Raw genomic sequence first — 26,819 nt, 5'->3', positions numbered from 1 at the left:
GGGCGATTTGGCGATCTTGAGGTAGCGCGAAGCTTGGCTTCGCGTGCGGGTTGCAGCCCTTTGAGGAAAAGGGGCACCCATTACTCTCATCGCGGCTTATCACCACACGCGAAGCTCAGCTTCGCGCTACTTGGAACTCAGCCCGGATGGCCTGGAAAACATCCTCGGCACCATGAACCGGGAACGAGGAGCCGAGCAACACCGGCTGTTCGTTCTCGGGCACGATATCGCGGCCGTGCGAGCCCTTCACCAGCGTGGCGTCCAGCGGGATGACGTCCATCAGGCCACGGAAACCGAGCTTCTTCTTCAGCAGGAACTTCGCGATCTTCAGCTTGGGGAAACGAAGGGCAGGATCGAGGAACAACTCCACCGGGTCGTAGCCGGGCTTGCGGTGGATGTCGATGCAGCGAGCGTAGTCGGGGGCCTTCGCATCATCGACCCAGAAGTAGTAGGTGAACCACGCGTCCGGCTTGGAAATGGCCACGAGTTCCCCCGCCCGCTCCGCGCCGATGCCGGAGCCCTCGACCTCACGGACCTCGTCGACGCCCGGAGTGGCCGCCAGCAGCGCCTTGACCTCGCCGAGCAGCGAGTGGTCGTTCACGTAAACGTGCGCGACCTGGTGATCGGCGACCGCGAAGACCTTGCAGCCCCCGCAATCCAAGGTCTCCAGACCGAGTTCCTCCTTGATCGACAGCCAGCCCTTTTCGCGGAAGACCCGGTTGAGGTGGACCGGCTGGTGGACCGGCGAAATGCCGTATTCGGAAAGGATCAAGGATTTGACGCCACGGGATTCGTAGTAGGTCACCAGGTCCGCGACGACGCGATCGATGGCGGCGACTTCCGACGGGATCGAGGGATCGTCCGGCCCGACCTTCTGCAGCGAGTAATCGAGGTGCGGCAGGTAAACGAGGCTGAGCGTCGGGCTGTGCTTGTTCTCGGTCCACTTCGCGGAGTTCGCGATCCATTCGGAAGACGCGATGCCGGATGCCGGGCCCCAGAACGCGGGAAACGGGAACGGGCCGAGATCGGCCTTCACTTCCTCGCGCAGGCCCATCGGCTGGGTGTGGATGTCGAAGACCTTGCGGCCATCCGCCGGATAGAGCGGACGCGGGGTCATCGACCAATCCGCGGTGGAATACATGTTGTACCACCAGAACAGCTTCGCGCAGGTGAAGCCGGGGACCTCGCGGCGGAGCGTGTCCCAAACCTTCTCGCCGTGGACCAGGTGGTTGCTCTGCTTCCAGAAACGAACCTCGGCGGACTCGCGGTCATACCAGCCATTGGCCACCGCGCCGTGCTCCGCGGGCGTGGTGCCGGTCAGCATCGACGACTGCGCCGTGCAGGTCACCGCCGGAAAGGCGGGCCGGAAGCTCTGGAGGCCGTGTTTCTCCGCGAACGCCTTCAGGAACGGCGCGTGCGGGAGCAGCGACTTCGAGAGACCGACGACATTGATGACGGCGAGGCGCATGAGAGAGGGTTAGAAGTTAATGGTTAGAGGTTATTGGGGAAGAAGACGTGAAGTGGAATTCTTCCTCCAATAACCTTTAACGAATCACATTTAACCTACTCACGCCGTGAGCTGACGCGCCGCCTGCAGCGTGTTCTTCATCAGCATGGCGATGGTCATCGGGCCGACACCGCCGGGGACCGGGGTGATGGCGGCGCATTTCGGCGCGACCTCGTCGTAGGCAACGTCGCCGGTGAGGCGGTAGCCGTTCTTGGCGGAGGCGTCCTCGACGCGGTTGATGCCGACATCGATCACGACGGCACCGGGCTTGATCCAATCGGCCTTCACCATTTCCGGGCGGCCGACGGCGGCAATGACGATGTCCGCGCGGCGGCAGATGGCGGGCAGGTCCTTGCTGCGGGAGTGGGCGACGGTGACGGTGGCGTCAGAGCCCTTCGCCATCAGCAGGAGGGCCATCGGCTTGCCGACGATCATCGAGCGGCCGATGACCACGGCCTCGGCACCGCTGGTCTGCACGCCGGCGGAGGCGAGCAGGCGCATGCTGCCGGCGGGCGTGCAGGGCACGAAACCGGAGGGGTCTTCCAGCGCGAGCTTGGCGACGTTCTGCGGGTGGAAGCCGTCGACATCCTTGCGCGGGTCGATGGCGCGGATGATCTCCTCCTCGTTGATGTGCTTCGGCGGCGGGGACTGGACGAGGATGCCGTGGATGAGCGGATCGGCGTTCAGCTCGTGGACCACGGCGAGGAGCTCTTCCTGGGTGGTCTCGGCTGGCAGGGTGATCTTGCGGGAATAAAGGCCGAGATCGCGGCAGGTGCGGTCCTTCGCGCCGACATAGACCTTCGAAGCCGGGTCCTCGCCCACCAGCACGACGGCGAGACCGGGGGTGACGCCCTTCGCCTTCAGTTCGGCGGTTTCGGCGCGGACTTCATCGAGGACGGTGGCGGCGACGGCTTTCCCGTCGATGATCTTGAAATCGCTCATGGGGCTGGAGTGGCAGGTTCGGAATCGTGGGTGGCGGCGAGAAGGACGGACTCGATGCGGGCGCGCTCGGTCTCGAAGGCATCGTCGGAAAGCGAGGCCGGGACGGCAAGCGCCTGATCGAAGATGATGCGGACGCGGCTGAAGGGCTTCGGAATCATGAAGCGATCCCAGGATTTCAGTCGCCAGCAGGAGGAAAGTTCGACGTGGACCGGGATCACCGGCGCGCCAGTGGTCTGGGCGAGTTTCACGAGGCCGCCCTGGAGCTTGTAGCGCGGGCCGCGGGGACCGTCCGGCGTGAGGCAGACGTCCACACCCTCGACCAGGGCGCGCTTCAGGCCGACGAGGGCGGCGATGGCGCGGCGGGAGCTGGAGCCGCGCACGGCCCCGATGCCGAAGGCCCCCATCGCGCGGGACAGCACGTCACCATCGTGGCTGGCGCTGGTGAGCACGGCGGCGCGGCGGTGTTTCCCGCACAGGCGTTTCCACGCCTTCGGCACGGAGAACAGCCGGTTGTGCCAGAGGGCGTAGATCACCGGACCGGGGATGCCTTCGGGGACGCCGAGCTTGCAGCGATCAACGATCTCGTAGCGCAGGGTGGCGCACCACAGCCGCATCAGGCCGCCCGCGAGGGTGCCGAAGATGGCGGTTTTCCGGCTTTTGCGGATTTCGTGGCGGGAGGCGGCGTCGGCCATGCGTTCAGAGGAATCCGGCCGGCTGGAGGGTATCGACGAGATACTGCTGGCGGGACATCAGGTGTTGGTAGAGCTCGTGGCGGTCGGGGTCTGGCTCGCAGCGGCCGTGCGCCTCGGACGAGACGAGGTAGCTGGCGATCTCCCCGAAGCCAAGCGATTCACCACTTTCCCGGAAAAAGGCGACCGCGGCCTGCATCGCCGCACCGATGGCCGCGCCCTGACGGCTGCCGACCGGCACGACCGGCATGCCAAAGACATCGGCGAGGAGCTGGCGGGTGGTGCGGCTGACCGCGGCGGCCCCGAGCAGGCGGATTTCCACCGGCTCGAAGCCGAGATCCGCGAGGCGGCTGACCCCATAGCCAAGGCCGAGCGCGACGCCTTCCGCGGCGGCGCGAGCGAACCCGGCGGGGCTGAAATTCTGGAGGGTCATGCCATGGAGCACGCCGCAGCCTTCCGGCAGGCGCGGCAGGGATTCCCCGGTGAGGTAGGGCAGGAACAACAGGCCATCCGCCCCCGCCGGGGCCGAGGCCACGGCTTGATCGAACTGCTCCGGCGTCCAACCGTAGTGGCGGCGGACCAGTTCGATGGCGGTCACCGCATTGGTCGTGGTGGCCAGCCCCAGCCAGCCGCCGGTGGCACTGCACAGAGCGGAAATTTCCCCGCGGAGGTCAATGACCGGGGAATCCTGGACCCCGACAATGGTGCCGGACGCTCCGAGTTCCACGGCGATGGTGCCATTCGTGACACAGCCGGCGGCAAGGGCCGCGAGTTGAGGCGCGGAACCTCCCGCGCCGACCTGCACGGACTCGGAGAGCCCCCAGGCGTGGGCCAAGGCCGGACGGAGGCTCCCGCGCGCCGCGCCGGGCGCCTGCAAGGGTGGCAGGCGGTCGGCCAAGGCCGGGTCGATGGCATGGACGAGCTCCTCCGACCAGCGGCGGGTGCGGATGTCGAACAGCCCGGTAGCGGAGGCGCTACCCGACTCGGTGGCGCGCTCGCCAGTGAGCCAGTAGGCGATGAAATCCTGCGCCGAGAGGAAGGACGCGGTCTTTTGAAAGTGGTAGGGCTCCTGCTGTTTCAGCCACAGGCACTCGGCCGCCAGCGAATCCACGCCGGGCACTTGGCCGAGCAGCTCCAGAAGGCCCGGTGCCCCGCCGAAAACGCGGGAGATTTCCTCGGCCTGGCGGCGGGACGATTGGTCACCGGCGAGCTTCGCGGGGCGGACGATGCGGCTGGCGACATCCAACGCCACGAAGCCGCGCAACGGTCCGGCCACTCCGATGGCGGCGACCCGGGCACGGCGTTCGCCGAGGGCGGCGAGGCACTCGCGGACCGCGTGATCCACGGCGTTGATCCAGCCCGCGGGGTCCTGTTCGCGGTAGCCGGGTGGGAGTCCTTCGATCCAGGCGTGGGGGGCGTGGGCTTCCGCGGCGACCTCCGCCGCTTCGAGATCGAGCGCCACCACGCGGGTTCCGGCGGGGGTGATCTCAATGCCTAGAAAATACATGGGATGAAAGTTCTCCAGTTCTAAACCGGCTTCGGTCGCTGCCAAGTTCCAAAGTTGAACGAATCGTTTTTGGAGCACCTCACCAATCGCATGCTCCCGGCAGCCAATCCCCGGGTTTCCAAGCCGCCCATTGCGCGCGGATGGCAGGCACCAGCGGACGGTCCCGCCATGCCAGTGTGAAAGCCCGGGCGGCCAGCGGATCCGTCTCGGTGCTGGGACTTTCCAAGCCTGTCGCGGCCCGGACCACCCCACCCAGCACCCGCTCGACCGCCCGGAAGGCATCGTGTGGATTCAGCCCGAACGTTTCCGTCAGCGCCTGCATGAGTTTCACCCGGTCGGACGAGCGCTCGGCCGCGGCCAGAATGGTGGTCACGAGGTGCTGGTGGAGATCCTTCTCCATGCGATGGAGGGGAAAGGCGAAGCGGGTGTCCGCCTCCCATTCCCGCCACTGGGCGGTGGTCACCTCCTCCCACCCGGTCACCGGACACGGGCTCCCCGGAGCGGAGACCTCGAACCAATGGAAGACACGGCGGAGGAGAGACATGGCAACGATAGCTACCCGGGTTTGATCTTCCACTTTTCAGAAAAACGTCCCCGCCCTGCCTTACGGCAAGTTGACAAATGCGTACTGGCAACCGTGCCCGTCCGCGACCAAGGTCGGGCATGGACGATTTCGAATCGAAGGTGCGCGATGCCCTCGCCAACCCTCAGAACCAAGGCGAACTGGCCGACGCCGACGCCGTGGGGACGGTGGGCTCGCCGGACTGCGGCGACATGCTGCGGATGTGGCTGAAGTTCACCGAAAAGGACGGCAAGCGGGTGATCGACCGCGCCTCGTTCCAGGCATTCGGCTGCCAAACGGCGATCGCCGTGGCCTCGATGGCCACCGAATTGCTGAAAGGCAAGACCGCCGAGGAGGCCCGGGAATTGTCCGCCTCCGAACTGACCGGTGACCTCGGCCCGCTGCCGCCGATGAAGATCCATTGCGGCCAGCTCGTGGAAGGGGCGCTGAAAAGCGCGCTCGACCAGACGCCCGCCGCGCCGCTTCCCGCGCCAGCCAGCGCCCCGACCCTCTCGGGAGGATTCCAGCGCCCGGCTGGCAAAATCCGGATTGTTCCCCTCGACGACGAGCAACCATCCTGAGTCCCGCGTGTTTATTGCACGCGCTGGATAGGAATGATCCCTTCGGCGCGTTAGCTAAGTTTCCGTAAAACCCTTCCAGTTTCCCCGTGCTCGAACTCCAGGACGTTTGCTTCACCATCCGCAAAGACGGCGAGGATGTTAATCTCGTCGACAAGGTCTCCATCCAGATCCCGAAAGGGCATTTCATGGCGATCGTTGGACCTTCGGGCTGCGGCAAGACCACGCTGCTCAAGACCATCGCCGGTCTGAATCCGGAATCCGGCGGGGCCCTCATCTGGGATGGCCGGGACCTTTCGAAGGAAGGTGACTTCTCGCCCTCCGAGATCGGCTACGTGCCGCAATTCTCGATCGCCTACGATCCGCTGACCGTCGACGAGTCGGTGGAGGCCGCCACCCGGCTGCGGGTGAAGACGAAGAACCACGCGGAGCTGGACCAGCGGATCGACCGGGTGCTGGAGGAAACCGGACTGGCGCCGATCGCGGACCGGCCGGTGAAGGTGCTGTCCGGCGGCCAGAAGCGCCGTCTCGGGCTGGCAATGGAGCTGGTGTCCGATCCGAAGCTGCTGCTGTGCGACGAGGTCACGAGCGGCCTCGACCCGCGCTCGGAACGCGAAATCGTGCGGCTGCTGCACGACCTTTCCCGCAAGGATGGCCGGATCGTGCTGTCCGTGACCCACTCGCTGGCGCACCTGGAACTCTACGATTCGATCCTGGTCCTGCACGAGGGCCGGGTGGCCTACCACGGCCCGCCCGATCAACTGACGCACTATTTCTCCGTGAAGGACACCGAGGAGGTGTATCCTCGCCTCGCCGGACAACCGTCCGACCGCTGGCAAACCTCGTGGGAGAAGCACCGCGCGTCCTACTACAAGATGCTGGAAAAGAACCGGGAACGCTCGGTGGCCTCCGGCGCGCTGAGCCTGCCGCCCGCGAAGGTGGAGGGCGAGGAAGCGGATCCCCATCCGGCGGCCAAGCTGCCCGGGTTCTTCAGCCAGTTCGGCACCCTGCTGTCCCGGCGCTGGCGAATCTTTTTCCGCGACCGCGGTCAGGTGCTGCTCCAGTTCGCGATCATGGTCTGCTTCCCGCTGCTGGTGATCCTCTTCAGCGACAAAGCGAAGGAACCGATCCCGAAGTTCTCCGACACCCACCGCGCCGACGTGCAGGAGGAAGTGCAGGAGATCTCGGACGTGCGGGCGGGCCAGCTCAAGGTCGGCTCGGCGGTGTCCGGCGTCATCATGTTCCAAGTGGTGCTGCTGGCGCTGATGGGCTCGAACAACTCGGCGCGAGAGATCGCCGGAGAGCGTCAGATTTACGAGAAGGAGAAGTTCGGCGGCCTGCGCCCGCTGGCCTACCTTTCGAGCAAAATCGCGTTCCTGTCCTGCCTGGTGATCGCCCAGTCGCTGTGGATGGCGTTCTTCGTGAACTTCTTCGGGCCGTTCCGCGGGGACTTCGTCCAGCACGCGGGCTTCCTGCTGCTGGTGAACGGGGCGATGACCGCGGTGTGCCTGGCGATTTCCTCGCTGATGCGGACGGCCGAGCAGGCCTCGCTGCTATCCATTTACCTGGTGGGTTTCCAGCTTCCGCTCTCCGGCGCGGTGTTGGCCCTGCCCGATGCGGTGGAGACCTACACCCGGCCGTTCATCTCCTCGTATTGGGGATGGTCCGGGAGCGTGGAGGGCCTCCAAACGGAGGTGCATGACGCGGTGAAGTCGGTGATCGACACCACCCTTTCGACCCGCAGCGCGTGCCTCTACACGCTGGCCGCCCACGTCGGCGTGGCGCTTTTCGCCGCGTGGCTGGGCACCCGGCGGCACCAATGGGATTGAAAGTTCCCCATTCCAAGGCCGTCTTTCCCATGCTATCGCTCCACTGATCCCTGAGTTCCCCGTTTTCCCAAGACCCATCCCATGCCCCGCCGCGCCAGCTCCAATCTCCATCCCGGCCTGATCCTCGGCATTGTCGCCGGTGTCGCCGTCCTTTTCTTCGTCGGCAAGTCCTTCACCGGGAAAAAGTCCTCCGGGTTCGGCGATGTCACGAAGCTGAACATGGAGGCCTTCCTCCAGAACGGCAACAGCCTGCGCGGCAGCGAGTACGTGGTGGAGGGCACCGTCGACGAAAAGCTGCGCTGGACGCCGGACCGCGGCCAAGTGGTCAGCGTGGTGGTCGACTCGGGCGGCGTGAAGGAAATGATCGGCATCGAGGTGCCGCCGGAGTTCAACAACCGCAACATCGAGCGCGAACAGCGCTATTCCTTCAAAGTGAAGTTCCGCCAGGGCGGCATCCCCGTGGCCACCGGCATCAACCGCCTCTGAACCTCCTCCCGCGCACGCCATGAAACCCTTTTACACGCTCCTGCTGCTCTCGGGCATTGCCGCCGGCCAAGGTGGTGTTTTCACCCCGCCGCCCGCGCCTCCCACTCCGCCGCCGAGCCAGGACACGACCGTCACCCGCCCGCCACCGGAGGAAAAGAAATCCCCGTTCGGCAACGAGCTGCCGATGCTCGACCCCTCCGCGGAGACCATCACCATCGGCGGCATCACGATCCCGCTGGGCGACAACCGCATCCTCAAGGCGCGCTTTGAAAAGTACCTGAGCCAGCCGCCGGAGAACTCCGACGAGGCGAACGAATACCGCGCCACCATCAAGGACATCCTGGGCACCATCTCGCCCCTGCGCCAGGGCGGTCCGCAGCTTTACGAGGCATTCAAGAAGCTCCCGAGCGCCGGTTCCTACCCGGGTGACGCGAACATCTGCAGCTCGCTGGCCGAAGCCATCTACGTCGCGATGCTGGCGAAGCAGGACGTCAACGGCCTGAAGAAGCTCAACGATTCGATCGAGCAGGAGAAGAAGGACCTCACCGCCAAGCACGATTGGGAAGTCTCCCACAACCGGGAGAAGATGCTGGAGCAAACCACCACCGGCCAGGGCGGCCGTGGCGGACGCCCGGGACAGGCCACCACCACCCAGACCGAGCGCGAGGGAACCGGCACCAAGTCACTGGAATACAAGGACGCGCTGCGCCGCATCGTCGAGATCGAGGCGCTCAAGAAGAAGAACATTCTCCAGACCGAGGCCCAGACGCTCCAGGCCAAGACCCAGTATCAGGTGAACATGGTGCAGTGGTTCGCCCAGCGCCGTTACGAGCATGTGCTGATGGCCTCCCGGTTCTACAACCAGATCTGGAAAGACGGCGATTCCGCCCTGCGCATCGACAAGGGGTCGGACGTCAGCAAGCTCTTCACCCAGTCGGTGGGCATGAACCCGACCGTTTCCTCGCTGGACTCGCTTTCCAGCGACGCGATCCGCGAGGTGGACAAGTACATCGAAGCTTTCAACCTGATGCTGTCCCGCGACGAGCTCCACTCCGCCTCGCAGCGGCTGATGGAGGCCTACGCGATCGGCGAGTATCTCGGCCCGGTGGCGACGCTTTCGATGGAGAAGAAGTTGCGGGTGGCGGCCTACGTCCGCGACCTGCACGAACTCTACGGTTCGCTCCAGGCCCGTGACTACGTCCGCGCCAAGACGCTGGCCGACAAGCTGAAGGGCACCGTGAAGGATTTCCCGTCCTCCAAAGTCGACAGCGCCATCGCCGGCTACACGCTGGCCTCCGACCTCGCGATCGAAGAGGCCAAGGCCCAGCTCCTCGCCAAGAACAACGACAAGGCCGCCGAGAAGATCAAGGCGGCCACGGAGATCTGGCCGACCAACCCGAAGCTCTCCGAGTTCCGCCAGATGATCGGCAGCGCCGGGCCGCTGGTGGCCGCCCGCAACGACTTCGACCGCCTGATCACGGAGAAAAACTTCCGCGAGATCTTCCGCCGCCAGTATGAGTTCGCCCCGGCGATCCAGGGCGACGCCACGCGCGAAGACGCCTTCAAGCAGATCATCGGCAACCTCACCAAGATCGAGGCCTCGCTCGGCAAAGCCGCCGAGTTCACCAAGATGAACCAGCCCTATGCCGCCTACGAGCAACTGGCGGAGCTGCGCGAATCGTTCCCGGACGATCCGAAGCTGGGCCGCGAGCTGGAGCTGCTGGCCCCGAAGGTGGCGGACTTCACCAAGGCCCTCGACCGCGCCCACCAGTTCGAGGACCGCGCCGACCAGAAGCAGCCCGGCTCCGCGCTGGCCTGGTACCTGAAGGCGAAGAAGATCTTCCCGAACAGCAAGTTCGCCGAGGACGGTATCAAGCGCGTGCTCAACGACATCCTGCCGGAGGACAGCACCTCGAGCTCGCGTTGAGACGCGGCCGCTACAGCCTGCCGGACGAACGTCCGGACACCCAATCGAGCTTCGGCCAATTGCTCCAGCGGCATTGGCCGTGGCTGGTGGCATTGGAGCTCCCTCCGGTGGCAGCCTTTCTGTGGCGGGGGCTGTCGTCGCATGAATGGGGCGTGGCTGCCCCCGCTTGGCTCGGGGCGGGGGCGGGGTTCGGCTTTTGGCACGTCTGGCTGCGACGCACCATCGACACCAACCACGGGACCTACACGCGCCACGCCACACCGCTACGTTACTGGTTCAACATGAGCCACTTCGCGCTCTTCTACTTGTTCACCATCACAATGGCCCTGTTCGGCGGCCACCAGTAACTGGCACCCGAAAATCAAAATCCGGGGAGAAAAAAGCTGTTAGCGCCTTTTTAGAATAATTCTTGCTATCGAATTCCGGGGCCGTAGTTTGCCGCGCCGGAATGGTCCACGATCTGTCAGACAGCAACGCCGAAACGCCGATCCCCGAGGAAATCGAGGGCCTGCGCATGACCCGCCAGCGGCGGGAGGTGTATCGCGTGCTGATGGGAACCCGCGACCACCCGACCGCGAACGACGTCTTCCTGCGGGTCAAGGACACCCTGCCAAACATCTCATTGGCAACGGTTTACAACTGCCTGGAAGCCCTCGTGCAGCACGGGATCGTGCGCCAGGTGAACTTCGACCGCAATCCGTCCCGGTTCTGTCCGAACCTGGAGGAGCACGGCCATTTCCACGACAAGGCCACCGGCGCGATCCACGACGTGACTTTCAAACCCGGCGTCAATCTCGCCGACCTCCTCGACCTGCCGCCCGGCGCCGTGATCAGCGACGTCGAGATCACGCTCCGCGGCGAGCTCCCCTCCCCCTCTTCCCACTGATTCCCGACTCCCACGCCATGTCCCTCGTCATCAAAGACCTCCACGCCACGCTCGAAGACGGCACCGAAATCCTCAAGGGCGTGACCCTTGAAATCCCCGCCGGGGAAGTCCACGCCATCATGGGACCGAACGGTTCCGGGAAATCCACCCTTTCCAAGGTCATCGCCGGCCACGAGGGCTACGTCGTCACCGGCGGCAGCGTGACGCTCGATGGCGAGGACATCTTCGAGATGAGCATCGACGAGCGCTCCCGCGCCGGCATCTTCCTCGCCTTCCAGTATCCTTCCGAAGTTCCGGGTGTCTCGAACGCCAACTTCATCCGCGCCGCCCTCCAGGCCCGCCTGCCGCAGGGCGAGGAAATCGACGCGGTGGCCTATTACAAGAACCTCTACTCGAAGATGGACCTCCTCGAGATGGACCGGAAGTTCACCGGTCGCTCGGTGAACGAGGGCTTCTCCGGCGGTGAGAAGAAGCGCAACGAGATCCTCCAACTCCTGATGCTGGAGCCGAAGTACGCCATCCTCGACGAAACCGACTCCGGCTTGGACATCGACGCGCTCAAGATCGTGGCCCGCGGCGTGAATGCCACCCGCTCGCCCGAGCGCGGCATCCTGATGATCACCCACTACCAGCGCCTGCTGGACTACATCTGCCCGGACTACGTCCACGTGATGGCCGCGGGCAAGATCGTCCGCTCCGGCGGCCCGGAACTTGCTCTTGAGCTGGAGAAGTCCGGTTACGAGTTCCTCAAGGACGAGGAATTCGCAACGGCCTGATCCAGAGCCACTCCAACCCCGACGTCCCCCATGAACCTCCGCCCCAGCCGCCACCCGCTCGATGCCCAGAGCCGCACCAAAGTCGTGCAGCTTCTGAACGACACCATTGCCGTGTTGATCGACCTGCGGCTGCAGGTGAAGCAGGCGCATTGGAACGTGCGGGGTTCGAACATGATCGCCATCCACGAGATGCTCGATGGGTTCGTCGACCAGCTCGACGAAGCCACCGACGAACTCGCGGAGCGCGCCGTCGCCCTCGGCGGCCGCGCGCTTGGCACCCTGCCTGGCATCGGCAGCGTGACCTCGCTGCCGCCCCTGCCACCGGAGGCCACCGGCAGCTTCGACCTGCTCGAACTGCTGGCCGAACGCTACGCCGCGGTCTCCGCCGTGCTCGGCATCGGCATCAACCACGCGCAGGTGGTGGACGACGAGGTCACCGCCGACCTGCTGATTTCCACCACGCACGCCATCGACAAGAACCTCTGGTTCCTCGAATCCCACCTCGAACCGGAATTCACCGACGAGGATCCCGAAGAGGGCGACGACACGCCCCTGCTCTGATTTCCCACTTTCCCGATTTCCATGTCCTACGAAGCCTCCAGCACCCTCGACGCCGAAACCCGCGAAGCGATCGACATCGACCGCACCAAGGGCGATTTCAGCTTCCCCGAGCGCCACAAGTTCGACGCCGGCCGCGGCCTGACCGAGAAGACGATCGACTACATCTGTGACGTGAAGAACGACCCGCAGTGGGTCCGTGACTTCCGCCACAAGGCGCTTCAGGTCTTCCGCGACAAGCCGATGCCCACGAACTGGGCGACCAAGGACCTGAACAACATCGATTTCGACATCATCCGCTACTACCTGTCCGACGGCGAGAAGCCGAAGCGCTCGTGGGAGGATGTGCCGGAAGACGTGCTGCGCACCTTCGAGCGCCTCGGCATCCCCGAGCAGGAACGCGCGTTCCTCGCCGGCGTGGAAGCCCAGTATGACTCCGAGGCGGCCTACTCGAACATGAAGGAGGAGCTCACCAAGCAGGGCGTCATCTTCGTGAACTCGACGGAAGGCCTGAAGCACCACGAGGAAATTTTCCGCCCGTGGTTCGGCAAGGTGATCCCGACCGCCGACAACAAGTTTTCCGCGCTGAACAGCGCCGTGTTCTCCGGTGGCTCCTTCATCTACATCCCGAAGGGCGTGAAGCTGAAGCAGCCGCTGCAAGCCTACTTCCGCATCAACTCCGAGAACTTCGGCCAGTTCGAGCGCACCCTCATCATCGCCGACGAAGGTGCCGAGGTGATGTACATGGAAGGCTGCACCGCGCCGAAATTCGAGACCTCCACGCTGCACTCCGCGGTGGTGGAGCTGGTGGCGCTGAAGGGCGCGAAGATCCAGTACGTGACCGTGCAGAACTGGTCCTCGAACGTCTTCAACCTGGTCACCAAGCGCGGCCTCGCCATGGAGGACGCCGAAGTCCGCTGGATCGACTGCAACATCGGCAGCCGCCTGACGATGAAGTATCCCGGCGTGATCATGAAGGGCCGCCGCGCCCGCGGCGAGGTGATCTCGATCGCGCTGGCCAACACCGGCCAGCACCAGGACACCGGCGCGAAGATGATCCATGCCGCCGACGAGACGACCTCGAACGTCGTTTCCAAATCCATCTCCGTGGGCGAGGGCCGCTCGACCTACCGCGGTCAGGTCCACATCCCGAAGCACCTCAAGGGCTGCAAGAACAACACCGAGTGCGACGCGCTGCTGATCAACACCCGCAGCCGCACCGACACCTACCCGGCGATCACGGTGCGCGGCAACCAGCACGCGACCCAGCACGAGGCCAGCGTCTCGCAGGTGTCCGAGGAAATGCTCTTCTACATGCAGCAGCGCGGGATCAGCGAGGGGGCCGCGATGTCCCTCGCCGTGAACGGCTTCATCAACGACCTCGTCCGCGAGTTCCCGATGGAATACTCGGTGGAACTCAAGCGCCTCATCGACCTCGAAATGGAAGGCTCCGTCGGCTGATCCGCCATCCGGCACCTCCTCCCCACCACGTATCATTCTCCCGTCTACGATGCCCGCCGTGCTCGAACAACCCGCCTCTCTCCTCGACTCCGCTCCGGTCACTCCGGCCACGTTCCCCGCTTGGTTCGCCGAGCGCCAGCGTGCCGCGCGGCAGCGCTTCCTCCAGATCCCGCAGCCGAAGCGCGGCGACGAGACCTGGCGTTTCTCGTCGGTGAAGGAACTCGATTTCGCCGACTTCCGTCCCGCCAACGGCGGTGCCGATGCCACCCTGCTGGCTTCCCGTTCCACGGGCCTTGAAGCTCCGGTGGCGAAGTTCGTGTTCGGCAACGACGAACTGCTCCACTCCGAGTCCGATCTCCCCGCAGGGGTGATCTGCCTGCCGCTGGCCGAGGCCCTGATCTCCCACTCCGAGCTGGTGGAGAAGCATTTCATGAAGCAGGAGACCCGCCTGGGCTCCGCGAAGTGGACCGCCCTGCACGAGGCGAACCTGCGCAACGGCCTGTTCGTCCACGTCCCGGCCAACGTCGAGGTCGAGGGCACGATCGAGGTCTTCCACTGGATCGCCGGGGACAACACCGCGATCTTCCCGCACACGCTCATCGTGACCGGAGCGAACGCCAAGGTGCGCGTGGTGGACTATTTCCAGTCCGCCGATGAAACGTCCACCGGTCTCGCGATCGCGGTGAACGACCTGATCGCCGGCCCGGGCTCGAAGCTCGACTACGTCGCCATCCAGGCCTTCAACGAGCACACCAAGGTCATCCAGGTGAACGAAACCGGCGTGGCCAAGGATGCCTCCGCCACCGGCTTCATCCTCAACACCGGTGCGACCTGGGCGCGCAACGAATCGCTCAGCCGCCTCGAGGGCGAGGGCTCCCGCTCGGACATGCTGTCCGTGAGCATCCCGGCCCGCGACCAGGAGTACGACCAGCGCACGTTCCAGCACCACGTTTCGCCGGGAGCCTTCAGCGACCTGCTCTACAAGAACTCGCTCTACGACAAGGCCCGTACCATTTTCTCCGGCCTGATCTTCGTGGACGAGGGCGCGCACCGCACCGACGCCTACCAGACCTGCCGCAACCTCTTCATGAGCGATGACGCGGAGGCGAACTCCATGCCCGGCCTGGAGATCAACGCCGACGACGTGAAGTGCTCCCACGGCAGCACCTCCTGCCAGATCAGCGACGAGGAGATCTTCTACCTCCGCGCCCGCGGCATCTGCCCGACCCGTGCCCGCCAGCTCATCGCCCGCGGTTTCTCCGTGGAGGTGATCGAGCGCCTCGGTGACGAGAAGGTGGAGGAACTGGTGCTGCGCTTCGTGGACGACAAGTTCGCCCACATCGCCGGCGGCGGCGCCTGATCCTTTTCCCGGAAACCATTCCAAGCGGCGGGTGCACCAGTGGTGCCCGCCGCTTTTTTCGTGTCTTGCCATGACGATGGGAGCTGCCAAGCCTGCCTCATGTTTCGATTTGTCGGTTGTGTGTTGTTGGCCGGTCTTGCCCATGGGGAGATGACGCTCCCCGCCGGTGTGGAAACCCGCTTTGCCGCGGAGACTCCCGGAGCGCCTTCCCCGGAGTGGGCGAAAACCACCTATGGCTCGGCCAAGGAGGCGGAGGCCGCGGTCGACCTGGTGTGGAAAGCGTATGAGAAGGGAGCGAAGGCCCGGGGTGAGGACCGGAAGATCGCACCCCAACCCGCGACGCTGGAGGAGCTCAAGATGATGCCCGAGGACCAGCGGCCGAAGTTCAAGCCGTCCGAGCTGACCGTCGATGGCAAGACGATGCCCTACTTCCTGGTGGCGAAGGGTCGGAAACCGGAGAAGGGTTGGCCCTTGATCCTCGCGCTCCACGGTGGCGGGGGCACGCAGCAGAAGCTCACGGACCCCCACGCCTGGCCGGTGAACACGCAGGAATGGCAGGCGCAAATGGCGCTCTTCGAGCGGAGCTATCCGGGCGACGCGATGTACTTCATCCCGCGGATGGCGGATGACAACGACGGCCGCTGGTACTACGACTACTGCCAGACGTTCTACGACCAAGTGATCCGCCGCGCGATCCTGTTCCGGGATGTGGATCCGGACCGGGTGTATGTCACCGGGATTTCCGAGGGCGGCTACACCGCGTTCCGTTTGCCAGCGAACCGACCGGACCGTTTCGCCGCCGCCTGTGCGATGGCCGCCGCGGAGCCGATGGAGAACGCGCCGCCGGAGAACCTCCGCAACCTGCCATTCCGCTGCGGAATCGGGGAGAATGACACGATGTTCGACCGCATCGGCTTGGCCCGGCGTTACTTCGAACGGCTCGATGCCTTGCAAAAGGACGATGCCGGCCATTATGTGCATCACCTCGACACCCAGGCGAACCGCGGCCACGGCATCGACTACAAGCCCGGCCCGGAGTGGATGGTGAAATACACGCGTGATCCGCGGCCAAAGACAATCACGTGGACCGTGCAGAAGCTGCACAACACGCTCGACCTGCGGAACAATTGGCTGGCTCTGGATGAAGTACCGTCCACCCTGCCCGCGAAGCTTGATGCGGCGATCAAGGACAACACGATCACGCTGCAAGCCGATGCCGGATTGAAGGGGAAGGTGTTCCTCGATGACACGCTGGTGGATCTCGATCGACCGGTGAAGGTGATCCTCAATGGCAAGGAGGTTTTCAACGGCGTGGCAAATCGCAATCTCGCGACGGTGGTGAAGACGCTGGAGTCGCGGGGCGATCCGCGGCTGGTGTACACGGCGGAAGTTTCGTGGTGAGTGGAGAAGAAAGAGCGGACTGAAGTCCGCGGTCCAATTTTGGCTGGAATGTGGAAAAGCAGCCGGTCCGGTGTTAGGATGTGGGATGACATGGAGACTACCCATCATCCTTGTCGTGTCCGCCGTCACCGGTGCAGCCCAGCCGGTGTTGGAAGGAGTCGAGCGCCTGCGTCCCCAGCGCCGTGAGTTGATCGAGCGTTCCCTGAAGGAGCTGGAGGCGCATCCGGGGATTCCCTACCGCTACTCCGGATCGTCGCCAGAGGATGGCGGCATGGACTGCTCGGGGGCGGTGTTTTATCTACTGGAAAAGATCGGCATCGATCCGCCGCGCTCCGCCCAGGCCCAGTATGACTGGGTGAGGAAGGAGAGCACGCTGACGCCGCTTTCCAGCACGGTGAGCGAGGGTGATGCCATCGCATTCGCAGCGCTGCTGCCGGGTGATCTGTTGTTCTGGGGCACGCTCGATCCGGATGGCGCCGCGCGCGTCACCCACGTGCAGATCTATCTGGGCAGGGAAGCCAAGGACGGCCGCCGCGTCATGATCGGTTCCAGCGACGGGCGCTCCTACCGCGGGGTGAAGAAGGACGGTTTCGACATCGTGGACTTCAAGGTGCCGAATGCGGAATCGCCAAAGAAGCTGTTAGGGTATGGGCCGCCGGTGTGGAAGAGGTAGCGTAAGCATTCCTGCTTGCGAGTGGGGGACGCGCCATCCCACGGGGAGATTTGCAAGCGACCCCAACCGTTCATTCGAGGCTTTTTCTGAGAGATCGCGCCGCCCTCGATCACAAGCAGGAATGCTTGTGCTACTTTGGGGAAATCGCTGGAATGAGGGCAAATGTCCGAGCCGCGTCCGCTACTCCGTCACTCGAATCTTCCGCTGATCCGCACCGGCACCTCACCGGTCTTCGAATTCCTGCCGGACGGGACCTTGCACGCGCTGCGGGCGGACAACATCCTGCTCAACCTGCTGCTCGGTTGCCCGGTGGGTGGCTCGCTGCACCGCATCGCGCTCATCGTGGCGGACGCCCACGGTCATCGGAGCGTCCCGCTCGCGGGCCCGGGCGGGGGACTCTTCTCCGCGGACGAACATTCCGCCTGCTGGGAAACCGAGGTGGAAGGCATCGAGGCCACCGCCGTGCTGCAACCGATCAAGGACGGCTGGATCATCGAGGTCACCGCGACCAACCACCAACCGCATCCGGTGATCGTGCAGGCGGTGCACGGGATGGATCTCGGGCTCACCACCCAGTTCGCGGCGCGGTTGAACGAGTCCTACACCAGCCAGTACGTCGATCATCATGAGATCGTCGATCCGGCCTTCGGCCATGTGATCGCGTCGCGGCAGAACCTGGCGGTGGACGGCCGGTATCCGTGGCTGATCCAATCGTGGATCGAGGGCACCTCCGGCTTCAGCACGGACGCCTCGGAATTTTTCGGCTCGCAAGGAACCGGAGGCGATGTCGCCAAGGGCCTGTTGAACGCGCCGGCACCGGGTCGCGTGCGGCAGGACGAAACCTCCTACCCCGCCCTGTATTCGAAGCCCGCGGTGGTCGCGCCCGGAGGCGTGATCCTCCGGCGGTTCATCGCTCAATACCGCGCCGATCATCCCGCCGCCAGCGGACCGGCCGACGTAGCGTGCCTTCACGCGGCGGTGGAGGACCTCCAGGCCATGGAGTTCCCCGTGCCGCCGCAATTGCAAACGGCACGCGCGCCCGAGCGGGTGATCCACGGCGCGGAGGTTTCGAAGGCGGAGCTGGAAAGCTGGTTCGGTGGCGCATGGGGCGCGGTGGAAACGCTGGCCGATGGCCGGATCGGATCGTTCTTCCATGGCGACGAGCGCCGCCACGTGGTGACGCGGGCGAAGGAGGAAACGGTCACGCGTCCGCACGCGCTGATCCTCCGCAGCGGTTCGAGCGTGGACGCGGTGAACGACCTGCTCGACACCACCTGCCACATGGCGGGCGTCTTCCAGAGCCTGCTGGCGGTGGGCCATCCGAGTTTCCACCGCCTGCTCAGCCCGGTGCGCGAGCGCTTCGGGCTGCAACGGTTCTCCGGCCAACGCATCGGTCTCCGCGACGCGGATGGCCTTGAGTGGCTAGGCATTCCCTCGGCCTTCGTGATGGGGCTGACGTCCTGCGAATGGATCTATCAACTCGATGGCCGCCGCATCCGCGTGACGGCGGAAGTTTCCAGCGGCGCGCCGGAGGTAACCACCTCGCTGGTGGTGGAAGCGGGCAAGCCCGCTGAGTTCGTGATCAGCCACGGGCTGGTGGGCGGCGAACGCGAGGGCGAGGAGGATGCCTCGGTCACGCTCGATGGCTTCACGGCAACGGTGCAAGCCGGGCCGGATTCACTGGCGCGGAAGCATTTCCCGGACGCGAAGTTCACCGTTGAGGCGCTCGATCCCGCGGCGTTCCAGAAGGCCGGTGGATCGGAGTTGCTGGGCTTCGAGCACGCGGCGACCTCGCACCTCGTGTATGAAACCGTGGCGGTGAAGGAGTTCGGCCTGCGTCTGAGCGGTTTCACCCGCACGTATGTGCAGCGGCCGAAGGTGCAGCCGGTGTGGCAGGCCGCCACCCGCGCGCTGCGCGTTTCCGGCGTCGATCTTCCCGAGGTGGAGGCGCTCGACGCCATCCTGCCGTGGTTCATTCACAACGGCATCATCCACTACAGCGATCCGCACGGCCTGGAGCAGTGGAACGGCGGTGCGTGGGGCACCCGCGATGTGACCCAGGGTTCGGTGGAGCTGCTGCTCGCGATCGACCGCCACGACGCGGTGCGCGAGACGCTGACGGGCGTCTTCAGCCATCAGTATCTCGGCAGCGGCGATTGGCCGCAGTGGTTCATGCTCGATCCCTTCGGCTGGATCCAACAGCGCCACATGCACGGCGATATCCCGCTGTGGCCGCTCAAGGCGCTGTGCGACTACCTGGAAAGCACGTCCGACTTCGCCTTCCTCGATGAGCTGGTGGATTGGACCGATGCCAATACCGCACGTCCGGTAGGCCAGCCATCGACCGTCCTCGCGCACGCCGAGGCGGCGGTGGCGTGGATGCGCCAGCAATGTTTCCCCGGCACCGCGCTGCTGCGTTACGGCGAAGGCGATTGGGACGACTCCCTGCAACCGGCGCGCCCGGAGCTGCGCGAGCACATGGTCAGCACCTGGACCGTCGCGCTTTCCTACCAGGTGCTGCGGCGTCTGGAGGAGCTGGAGCAACGCAGCGGCAAAACCCTCGCGGGCGTCGCCGGATTCGCCGATGCGGTGCACGCCGATTTCCATCGCTGGCTGGTGGTCGATGGCGTCGCGAGCGGGTTCTTCGTCTTCGACGAGGACGGCAAGGCGGGTCATCCGCTGCTGCACCCGCAGGACACCGAAACCGGCATCCACTACCGCCTGCTGCCGATGAAGCGCGCGATCATTTCCGGGCTGTTCTCGAAGGAGCAGGCGGAGCACCACCTCGCGATCATCCGGGAAAAGCTGCTAGCAGCCGACGGCGCGCGCCTGATGGACCGGCCCGCCCCTTATCGCGGTGGACCGCGCAAGGTCTTCGAGCGCGCGGAAAGCTCCGCCGCGTTCGCGCGGGAGATCGGCGTGTTCTATTCCCATGCCCATCTGCGGTACCTGGAAATGCTCTCGATCCTCGGCGAGCGCGACGCGCTGTGGCACGGGCTCCAACAGGTCAATCCGGTGGGCATCCAGCGGTCGGTGCCGCACGCGCTGCCGCGCCAGGCGAACCTGTATTTCAGCAGCTCGGACGCAGCCGTGAACGACCGCTACGAAGCGGCCGACCGTTACGAAGACATCGTCGCGGGCAAGATTCCGGTGGGAGGTGGCTGGCGTCTCTACTCCAGCGGCCCGGGGTTGTTCTGCCACATCGTCCGCACGCGGGTGCTGGGACTGCGCCGCCACTACGACCGCGTCTGCCTCGACCCGATCCTGCCGGAAGCGGCGAACGGCCTTGAAGTCTCACTGACCTGGGACGGCAAGCCGCTGAAGGTGGTGTTCCACCGTGGCTCGCCCGCGGTGCGCCTCAATGGCAAGGATGTCGAGACGACAGAAACCCCGCACCCGTATCGCCGTGGAGGATTCTCCGTGGATGCCGCGGCCTTCGCGGCGCTGCTGAAGGAGGACAAGAACCTGCTGGAGATCAAGACGCCTTGATCCGCTCGGTTTGGTTCAAACCACGAAAGACACGAAGATTCACGAAATGAAGGCGAACGCCGGAAGCCTGCTCTGATTTCGTGTCCTTTCGTGATTCCGTTCAGAGGTTGCTTCCGTTCGTTCGAATCACTTCGCTGAGCCACGCCAGCGAGTCTTTCGGCGTGCGCTGCTGCGTCTCGTAGTCCACGTGCACGAGGCCGAAGCGTTCCTTGTAGCCGTCCGCCCATTCGAAGTTGTCCATCCACGACCAGTGGAACCAGCCGCGCACGTCCGCGCCATCGCCGATGGCGTGGCGGAGCTCGCGCAGGTAGCGGGTGAGGAAGTCGATCCGCATCGTGTCCGGCACCCGGCCGTTCACGTCCACCCAGTCCATCGAGGACAGGCCGTTTTCGAAGATATACAGCGGCAGCCCCCACGCCTCTTGGTAGAAACGCGCTGCCCAATACAGCCCCTCCGCGTGCAGCGGCCAGCCGAAGGCAGTACGCGGCTCACCGGGAGGAGCCTTCACCACCGATCCGTCCGCCGCGATCCTACGACCGAAATAGTAGTTGAACCCGTGGAAGTCCACCGGACGTGAAATCTCCGCGAGGTCCCCTTCCCTCACCACCGTTTCGAGGAACCGCGGGTGCCGCTCCGCCAGCGACACGGGATAGGCCCCGCGGTACATCGGCTGCGACCACCAGCAAGAGCCAAGGAACGTCGAGGCATCGCCGGTCCACTCCGGCTCCAGCGTGATCCGCCGCGCCGCCTCGACCGACGCCGGATCCCCCGGGTCCGCGGGAATGCCGACGTTCGCCACCTGGGCCATGCCCACCTTCGCGTCCGCCACGTTCGCCCGGATCGCCGCCACCGCCCGGCCGTGGGCGAGATTCACGTGGTGGGCGCAACGCAGCACGTCCGCCTCGGAGAGCTTCAGGCCCGGCGCATGGGTGCCCGCGCGGTGGCCGAAGCCGAGGAAGATCTGCGGCTCGTTGAAGGTGATCCAGTCCTTCACCCGGTCGCCGAGTTTCGCCGTCACGACCTCCGCATAGTCAGCGAACCATCCCGCGATGTCGCGGTTCGCCCAGCCATCGCGATCCTGCAGTGCCTCCGGCAGGTCCCAGTGGAACAGCGTGGCGTAAGGGCGGATGCCCGCGGCCAGCAGGCCGTCGATGAGCCGGTCGTAGAACGCCAGCCCGGCCTCGTTCACGCGGCCCGAGCCCTCCGGCAGCACCCGCGGCCACGCGATCGAAAGCCGGAACGCGGGCAGCCCGGCCGCCTGCATCATCGCCACGTCCTCCGGCCAGCGGCGGTAAAAATCGCAGGCCGTCCCCGGCGTGTGGCCACCGAATACCCGTCCAGGCTCGCGGCAGAACACGTCCCACACCGAATCGCCCCTGCCATCGACAGCGGCGGCCCCTTCGATCTGCGGGGCGGCGGTGGCGGCTCCCCACACGAAGTCTTTTGGAAACACGGGATCGGATGGCATCGCGGGCAGCCTAACACAGCCGGAATCCTCTGAAAGTTTTCCTCGCACCATCGGGTAATTCGCCGTGATATTTCTGCGGTTTCCTTCGTTTTTGTCCATGAATGCCCGTCTCTTGATCCCCGCCCTCCTGTCGCTCGGTCTCGCCCAGGCCGTGCCGCCTCCCGCCCCCTACGGTGCCCTGCCGGATGCCTCGCAGGTGGCGATCCAGGACCTGGAGACCTACGCCTTCGTCCATTTCACGACGAACACCTTCACCGGCAAGGAGTGGGGCTATGGCGACGAAAGCCCGTCGATCTTCAATCCTACCGACTTCGACGCCGACCAGATCGTCGGTTCGATCGCCAAGGCCGGCTTCAAAGGCGTGATCCTCACCTGCAAGCACCACGACGGCTTCTGCATGTGGCCGACGAAGACCACCGACCACAACATCTCCAAGACTCCGTGGAAGGACGGCAACGGTGACATGGTGAAGGAGTTTTCCGAGGCGGCGAAGCGCGCGGGCATCAAGTTCGGCGTCTATCTCTCTCCCTGGGACCGCAACAACGCCGCCTACGGCACGCCCGAATACATCCCGCTCTACCGCGCCCAGCTCACCGAGCTGCTCACGAACTACGGCGAACTCTTTGCGGTGTGGTTCGACGGCGCGAATGGCGGCGATGGCTTCTACGGTGGCAAGCGCGAGAAGCGCGGCATCGACCGCACGACCTACTATGATTGGCCGAACACCTGGGCCTTGGTCCGCAAGCTCCAGCCGAAAGCCTCGATGTTCTCGGACGTCGGCCCCGGCACCCGCTGGATCGGCAACGAGCGCGGCATCGCGGGCTATCCCTGCTGGGCCACTTACACCCCGGCGACCAAGGATGGTTCGAAGCCCGGCCCGGGGATGCCGATGAAGGACCTCGGCACCGGCACACCGGATGGCACGGCGTGGATCCCCGGCGAGGTGGACGTTTCGATCCGTCCCGGCTGGTTCTGGCATGAGTCCGAGAACGCCAGGGTCCGCAGCCCGAAGAACCTGCTGAACCTATATTTCAACTCGGTGGGTCATGGCGCGACCTTCCTGCTCAACATTCCGCCGGACCGTCGCGGCAAACTCCATGCCGCCGATGTCGCCGCGCTGGAAGGATACAAGAAGGCACTCGACCAGTTGTTCTCGAAGAATTTCGCCGATGGAGCGAAGGCCACGGCCGATCAGAACCGCGGCGAAGGTTTCGAAGCCGCCAAGGTCCTCGATGCGGACAAGGCCACCTACTGGGCCGCGCCGGACAACGCGAAGACCGCCACGCTCGAACTCACGCTGCCGGAAACGCGCACCTTCGACGTGATCCGTTTGCGCGAACCGATCCAGCTCGGCCAGCGCGTGCGGAAGTTCGCCGTCGACGTGCGTCAGAATGGAACGTGGAGCGAGTGGATCGGCACCGGTTCCAGCATCGGCCACCAGGTGCTGCTGACCGGCAAGCCGGTGACCGCGGATGGCGTGCGGGTGCGCATCCTCGAAAGCGCCGCTTCGCCCTGCCTCGCGGAAGTTTCACTGTGGAAGATGCCGGACGACGTGCCCGACTCGCTCGCCAAGGTCGATCCCGCGGCCGCGATGAAGAAGGACTGGAAGGTGACCTCCAGTTTCGAAACCAAGGATCATCCCGCGGCCGCCGCCATCGATGGCAATCCTTCCACCTTCTGGTGCACCCACGATTCCGTGCAAGGAGAGCAGGGACCGCCGCAATCGCTCACGCTCGACCTTGGCAAGACCGAGAACCTGTCCGCCGCCACCTTCCTGCCCCGCCAGGACGGCTCGGCTCACGCGGTGGTGGACCGTTATCGCATCGAGTGGAGCAACGACGGACAGACTTGGGGCAAGCCTCTGGAAGGCGAGTTTTCGAACATCCGCGCGAACCCCATCGAGCAACGCGTCGATCTCCCCGTCGGCACCAGCGCGCGCTACCTGCGCTTCACCGCCCTGCACGTGCTGGAGAAGAACAACGTCACGCTGGCCGAGATCGGCGTGGTGGTGAAGTAGCACACACAGCATATTCGCGGCTCAATCTTCACCTGATTGTAGTCGAAAGCTCTGCTTTCGAATTGTCTCCGCCAGCTCTGTTGGCGGTGGCTGGTTGGGCCAAACACGCTCCATCCCGCCGGACGACTGGAGCCGTCCGATACATTCTGAAAGCAGAGCTTTCAGCTACATTTCGAAGCGGCGCCGCCTCCCTCAAATCCGCCGCACCGCCACGCCGCCGATGAGGCAGGCGAACCCGGCGTAAACGAACCAGTGGGCGATGTCCTGGTAAACCGCCGTGCGCGGCATCTGCGCGCGCACGGAGGCCGGATCGAAGCGGGCCAATGCCGCCAGCGCGGGCTCCGGCTCACGGTCGAGCCGGTATTCCGCCGGGTAATCGCGCTGCCAACCGAGCGTCTTCATCAGGGCGTGGTCGGGATCGCGCAGGCTGACGTTCACCCGGTCGCGACCCGCGAGATCCACATCCGCGAGGTAACGCCCGACGCCGGTCTGACGGATGGACACGGGCACATCGCCGCCGTTCGCATCGATCGCCTTCACGTCCCACTTCACGCGGTCCACCGGGCGGTCCTGTTCATCGCGGCGGGTGACATCGATGTGCCAGCGTTCGTGATCGACCGAGCCGGAGGCCGCGAGTCCGGCCGACTGCTCCTTGCGGACAATGCCGCGGAACACTTGCGCCCAGAACGCGCCGCCATTGCCCCAGCCCAGCCACTCGCCGCCCCACTTTTCGGTGAGGTCGGAGGTCCAGCATAGGCCGGTGCCAAGGCCGTAACGGCAGACGGCCAGCAAGGGATCGCCCGTTTCCGCGGCGAGCAGCAGGTTCGCCGAGGGCTTCGGCTGGGTCATCACGTAGCCGAGGACAAAGGGAAGCTGGCTTTTCTCATAGCCGGAGAGGATCGGATGGTCGCCGGTGACCACCGTGCCATAGAGATCCTCTTTGATCGCCGAGCGGGACGCCTGCATCGTCTCCTTGGTGAAGATCTGTGGCAGGTTCGCCGCCTCGCTGGTTTCGTAGTAACGGCCACCACCCTCGCGGGCGATCATCTTCATCAGCTCGGTGGCTCCGCCCTCGCCGAGGCACACCGCGGAAGCGGTCATGCCCTGCGCGCGCATGTCATGCACCAGGCCGGGGAAGTCGTATTCGGGCGTCTCACCGTCCGAGAGCACGATCATGTGCTTCACCTTCGCCACCGAGTTCTGGAGCAGCTCCTTGCCCTTCACCATCGCCGGATAGGCATCGGTGCCACCACCGGCTTCCAGCGAATCGATCGCGTTGAGCACGGTACCGCGGTCCGCGGCACTGGTCATGTTCAGGATCACCTGCGGCTGGCTGTCGAAACCGATCACGGCGATCAGGTCCTGCGCACCGAGCAATTCCGCGGCGGCCTTCGCGGAGGCACGCGCCAAGGCTATGCGCTCGCCACTCATCGAGCCGCTCTTGTCGATCACCAGCGTCATCGCGAGGCTCGGCTTCTGCTTTTCCTTCTCGTAACGCGAGGTCAGCGGAAGCGCCTCCTCCACCGGCGTGCGGTAGTAACCGCCAAGGCCGAACGAATCCTCCGAGCCCAGCATCGCCAAACCACCACCGAAATCGGACACGTAGCGTTTCAGCAGCTCCATCTGGCGCAGGTTCATCGCGGTGGCGGGAACGTCCGCCAGCACCACGCCATCGAAAGCGAGCATCTCTGCCATGGTGTCGGGCAGGCCACGCTCGCCGCGCAGTTCCAGCTCGATCCCCTGCTTCTTCAGCGCGCGGGCCAGCGGCCGCATCTGCTTTTCGTCGCGATGGAGGACCAGCAGGCGCGGCTCGCCCTTCACCGTGATGGTGGTGGCGACCTTGTTGTTCACCGGGAACCAGTCCTTCTCCGGCTGGAGTTCCGCTTCCCAGCGGCTCTCGCCGGTGGCGGTCATGGCGACATCGAGGGTCACCGCGGTTTCCTTCCCGGCCTCCAGTTTCACCGGCGTGGAGGCAACGGCCACCCCGCCATGGAGCACGCGGGCGGTGGCGATCATCGCCTCGTTCGCCCGCATCCGCAGGCGCATGCGCACGATCTCGCCGCGGTAGGCGACCTTGGTCATCGGTTCAAGCGCGACGATCGCCGCCTCGGGACGCTTCAGCCCATCGAGCTGGCGGAAACGAACGTCCACGCCCTCCTGTTCCAAGGTCTTGATCGCATCCGCCACGCCCGGCGTGGTCGGCGCGCCATCGGAAAACACCACCAGGCGGCGGGCCATCCCGGCATCGAACACCAGCCGCGATCCGAGCAACGCCTCGGACATCCGCGTGGAATCGCGCAGCGACGCCTCCGCCGTGCCCTTGTCCGCCTCGTCCGCCAGCTTGCGCAGGGCGACGGGATCGGAGGGGGCCAGTTTCGTGCCGAATGACAACACCGACGCCCGGTCCGAGCCGCGCAGCGCGCCCGCCGCCTGCTCGATCTCAGCCGCCGCGGTGCGGACCGCGCCGGGATCCACCGACTCGGAAACGTCCACCAGGTAGACCACGTGGAGGTTGTCGCTCTGCGAAAGCCAATAGGGCCGGCACAGCGCCAGCACCAGGCACACCACGCCCAGCAGGCGCAGGCCGTGGGCCAGCCACTTGCGCACCGGCGGTCGATCGACCAGCGAACGGCGCCACGCGAACACGCTCGCGGCGGCGCAGCCGAGCAGCAACCAGAGGGGCAGGAAGGACGAAAACTGCAT

21 protein-coding genes are annotated in these 26,819 nt (G+C 65.2%); 14 read left to right on the top strand and 7 right to left on the bottom strand.

The genetic code is table 11. The features are described 5' to 3' along the window. Positions 1 to 115: 115 nt before the first annotated feature. The 5 genes from llg_RS10510 to llg_RS10490 all read right to left on the bottom strand — a co-directional run bounded on the left by llg_RS10510 (position 116) and on the right by llg_RS10490 (position 5,189). The gene (locus tag llg_RS10510) at positions 116 to 1,468 is read right to left on the bottom strand and encodes a nucleotide pyrophosphatase/phosphodiesterase family protein (protein WP_338289851.1); all 1,353 of its coding nucleotides are present in this window, start codon (positions 1,466 to 1,468) and stop codon (positions 116 to 118) included. Between the two features lie 99 nt (positions 1,469 to 1,567). After that, positions 1,568 to 2,449 carry a bifunctional methylenetetrahydrofolate dehydrogenase/methenyltetrahydrofolate cyclohydrolase FolD gene (gene folD / locus llg_RS10505; protein ID WP_338289850.1) on the bottom strand — a complete coding sequence of 294 codons (882 nt, stop codon included), beginning with the start codon at positions 2,447 to 2,449 and terminating at the stop codon, positions 1,568 to 1,570. Continuing rightward, positions 2,446 to 3,141, bottom strand: coding sequence for a lysophospholipid acyltransferase family protein (locus llg_RS10500; protein ID WP_338289849.1), 696 nt, complete (start codon positions 3,139 to 3,141; stop codon positions 2,446 to 2,448). The genes folD and llg_RS10500 overlap by 4 nt, the downstream gene beginning before the upstream one ends. A 4-nt stretch (positions 3,142 to 3,145) precedes the next feature. After that, entirely contained in the window at positions 3,146 to 4,645 is a 1,500-nt protein-coding gene (locus tag llg_RS10495; protein ID WP_338289848.1) for an FGGY family carbohydrate kinase, read from the bottom strand. A gap of 79 nt (positions 4,646 to 4,724) precedes the next feature. Further along, on the bottom strand, positions 4,725 to 5,189 hold the full coding sequence (locus llg_RS10490) for a hypothetical protein (protein ID WP_338289847.1): 465 nt from the start codon (positions 5,187 to 5,189) through the stop codon (positions 4,725 to 4,727). Positions 5,190 to 5,308: 119 nt separating this feature from the next. Here llg_RS10490 and llg_RS10485 point away from each other — a divergent pair, with 119 nt between their 5' ends. From llg_RS10485 to llg_RS10425, 13 genes are all read left to right on the top strand, one after another. Further along, on the top strand, positions 5,309 to 5,788 hold the full coding sequence (locus llg_RS10485) for an iron-sulfur cluster assembly scaffold protein (RefSeq protein ID WP_338289846.1): 480 nt from the start codon (positions 5,309 to 5,311) through the stop codon (positions 5,786 to 5,788). 86 nt (positions 5,789 to 5,874) lie between these two features. Further along, positions 5,875 to 7,614, top strand: a complete 1,740-nt coding sequence (locus llg_RS10480; RefSeq protein ID WP_338289845.1) for an ATP-binding cassette domain-containing protein — start codon at positions 5,875 to 5,877, stop codon at positions 7,612 to 7,614. Between the two features lie 81 nt (positions 7,615 to 7,695). Beyond that, on the top strand, positions 7,696 to 8,100 hold the full coding sequence (locus llg_RS10475) for a hypothetical protein (protein ID WP_338289844.1): 405 nt from the start codon (positions 7,696 to 7,698) through the stop codon (positions 8,098 to 8,100). Positions 8,101 to 8,119: 19 nt separating this feature from the next. After that, positions 8,120 to 10,027 carry a hypothetical protein gene (locus tag llg_RS10470; RefSeq protein ID WP_338289843.1) on the top strand — a complete coding sequence of 636 codons (1,908 nt, stop codon included), beginning with the start codon at positions 8,120 to 8,122 and terminating at the stop codon, positions 10,025 to 10,027. Next, a complete protein-coding gene (locus tag llg_RS10465; RefSeq protein WP_338289842.1) occupies positions 10,024 to 10,374 on the top strand; it encodes a hypothetical protein in 351 nt (116 codons plus the stop codon). Before llg_RS10470 ends, llg_RS10465 begins: the two co-directional genes overlap by 4 nt. A gap of 101 nt (positions 10,375 to 10,475) precedes the next feature. Continuing rightward, positions 10,476 to 10,913 carry a transcriptional repressor gene (locus llg_RS10460; protein WP_338289841.1) on the top strand — a complete coding sequence of 146 codons (438 nt, stop codon included), beginning with the start codon at positions 10,476 to 10,478 and terminating at the stop codon, positions 10,911 to 10,913. Between the two features lie 17 nt (positions 10,914 to 10,930). Beyond that, positions 10,931 to 11,689 carry a Fe-S cluster assembly ATPase SufC gene (sufC, locus tag llg_RS10455; RefSeq protein WP_338289840.1) on the top strand — a complete coding sequence of 253 codons (759 nt, stop codon included), beginning with the start codon at positions 10,931 to 10,933 and terminating at the stop codon, positions 11,687 to 11,689. 30 nt (positions 11,690 to 11,719) lie between these two features. After that, positions 11,720 to 12,250, top strand: coding sequence for a DNA starvation/stationary phase protection protein Dps (gene dps / locus llg_RS10450; RefSeq protein WP_338289838.1), 531 nt, complete (start codon positions 11,720 to 11,722; stop codon positions 12,248 to 12,250). A 21-nt stretch (positions 12,251 to 12,271) separates the two neighbouring features. Then, positions 12,272 to 13,708 carry a Fe-S cluster assembly protein SufB gene (sufB, locus tag llg_RS10445; protein WP_338289836.1) on the top strand — a complete coding sequence of 479 codons (1,437 nt, stop codon included), beginning with the start codon at positions 12,272 to 12,274 and terminating at the stop codon, positions 13,706 to 13,708. Between the two features lie 58 nt (positions 13,709 to 13,766). Further along, the gene (gene sufD, locus llg_RS10440; protein WP_338289835.1) at positions 13,767 to 15,068 is read left to right on the top strand and encodes a Fe-S cluster assembly protein SufD; all 1,302 of its coding nucleotides are present in this window, start codon (positions 13,767 to 13,769) and stop codon (positions 15,066 to 15,068) included. 150 nt (positions 15,069 to 15,218) lie between these two features. Next, the gene (locus llg_RS10435) at positions 15,219 to 16,469 is read left to right on the top strand and encodes a hypothetical protein (RefSeq protein ID WP_338289834.1); all 1,251 of its coding nucleotides are present in this window, start codon (positions 15,219 to 15,221) and stop codon (positions 16,467 to 16,469) included. Between the two features lie 115 nt (positions 16,470 to 16,584). Continuing rightward, positions 16,585 to 17,142 carry an NlpC/P60 family protein gene (locus llg_RS10430; protein ID WP_338289833.1) on the top strand — a complete coding sequence of 186 codons (558 nt, stop codon included), beginning with the start codon at positions 16,585 to 16,587 and terminating at the stop codon, positions 17,140 to 17,142. 162 nt (positions 17,143 to 17,304) lie between these two features. Then, complete coding sequence (locus llg_RS10425; RefSeq protein WP_338289832.1) at positions 17,305 to 20,631, top strand: hypothetical protein; 3,327 nt, start codon at positions 17,305 to 17,307, stop codon at positions 20,629 to 20,631. Positions 20,632 to 20,731: 100 nt separating this feature from the next. Here llg_RS10425 and llg_RS10420 read toward each other — a convergent pair whose 3' ends face one another. Then, complete coding sequence (locus tag llg_RS10420; protein ID WP_338289831.1) at positions 20,732 to 22,099, bottom strand: GH1 family beta-glucosidase; 1,368 nt, start codon at positions 22,097 to 22,099, stop codon at positions 20,732 to 20,734. A 97-nt stretch (positions 22,100 to 22,196) separates the two neighbouring features. On the opposite strand from llg_RS10420, the gene llg_RS10415 reads away from it, so the two are divergent. Continuing rightward, positions 22,197 to 24,116, top strand: a complete 1,920-nt coding sequence (locus tag llg_RS10415; RefSeq protein WP_338289830.1) for an alpha-L-fucosidase — start codon at positions 22,197 to 22,199, stop codon at positions 24,114 to 24,116. Positions 24,117 to 24,308: 192 nt separating this feature from the next. Here the strand turns inward: llg_RS10415 and llg_RS10410 are convergent, their stop codons facing one another. Next, complete coding sequence (locus llg_RS10410; protein ID WP_338289829.1) at positions 24,309 to 26,819, bottom strand: VWA domain-containing protein; 2,511 nt, start codon at positions 26,817 to 26,819, stop codon at positions 24,309 to 24,311.

Source organism: Luteolibacter sp. LG18 (assembly GCF_036322585.1).
In the GTDB taxonomy this organism is placed as follows: Bacteria; Verrucomicrobiota; Verrucomicrobiia; order Verrucomicrobiales; family Akkermansiaceae; genus Luteolibacter.
This window is presented reverse-complemented; position numbering and strand designations above follow the sequence as displayed.

Excerpts from the sequence above, each read along its gene's own strand:
- llg_RS10425 (WP_338289832.1), top strand. The coding sequence starts at position 17,305 with ATGTCCGAGCCGCGTCCGCTACTCCGTCACTCGAATCTTCCGCTGATC.
- llg_RS10435 (WP_338289834.1), top strand. The coding sequence starts at position 15,219 with ATGACGCTCCCCGCCGGTGTGGAAACCCGCTTTGCCGCGGAGACTCCC.
- llg_RS10470 (WP_338289843.1), top strand. The coding sequence starts at position 8,120 with ATGAAACCCTTTTACACGCTCCTGCTGCTCTCGGGCATTGCCGCCGGC.
- llg_RS10475 (WP_338289844.1), top strand. The coding sequence starts at position 7,696 with ATGCCCCGCCGCGCCAGCTCCAATCTCCATCCCGGCCTGATCCTCGGC.
- llg_RS10500 (WP_338289849.1), bottom strand. The coding sequence starts at position 3,141 with ATGGCCGACGCCGCCTCCCGCCACGAAATCCGCAAAAGCCGGAAAACC.
- llg_RS10415 (WP_338289830.1), top strand. The coding sequence starts at position 22,197 with ATGAATGCCCGTCTCTTGATCCCCGCCCTCCTGTCGCTCGGTCTCGCC.
- llg_RS10420 (WP_338289831.1), bottom strand. The coding sequence starts at position 22,099 with ATGCCATCCGATCCCGTGTTTCCAAAAGACTTCGTGTGGGGAGCCGCC.
- llg_RS10495 (WP_338289848.1), bottom strand. The coding sequence starts at position 4,645 with ATGTATTTTCTAGGCATTGAGATCACCCCCGCCGGAACCCGCGTGGTG.
- folD (WP_338289850.1), bottom strand. The coding sequence starts at position 2,449 with ATGAGCGATTTCAAGATCATCGACGGGAAAGCCGTCGCCGCCACCGTC.
- llg_RS10460 (WP_338289841.1), top strand. The coding sequence starts at position 10,476 with ATGGTCCACGATCTGTCAGACAGCAACGCCGAAACGCCGATCCCCGAG.
- sufB (WP_338289836.1), top strand. The coding sequence starts at position 12,272 with ATGTCCTACGAAGCCTCCAGCACCCTCGACGCCGAAACCCGCGAAGCG.
- llg_RS10485 (WP_338289846.1), top strand. The coding sequence starts at position 5,309 with ATGGACGATTTCGAATCGAAGGTGCGCGATGCCCTCGCCAACCCTCAG.
- llg_RS10510 (WP_338289851.1), bottom strand. The coding sequence starts at position 1,468 with ATGCGCCTCGCCGTCATCAATGTCGTCGGTCTCTCGAAGTCGCTGCTC.
- llg_RS10410 (WP_338289829.1), bottom strand. The coding sequence starts at position 26,819 with ATGCAGTTTTCGTCCTTCCTGCCCCTCTGGTTGCTGCTCGGCTGCGCC.
- dps (WP_338289838.1), top strand. The coding sequence starts at position 11,720 with ATGAACCTCCGCCCCAGCCGCCACCCGCTCGATGCCCAGAGCCGCACC.
- sufC (WP_338289840.1), top strand. The coding sequence starts at position 10,931 with ATGTCCCTCGTCATCAAAGACCTCCACGCCACGCTCGAAGACGGCACC.
- llg_RS10490 (WP_338289847.1), bottom strand. The coding sequence starts at position 5,189 with ATGTCTCTCCTCCGCCGTGTCTTCCATTGGTTCGAGGTCTCCGCTCCG.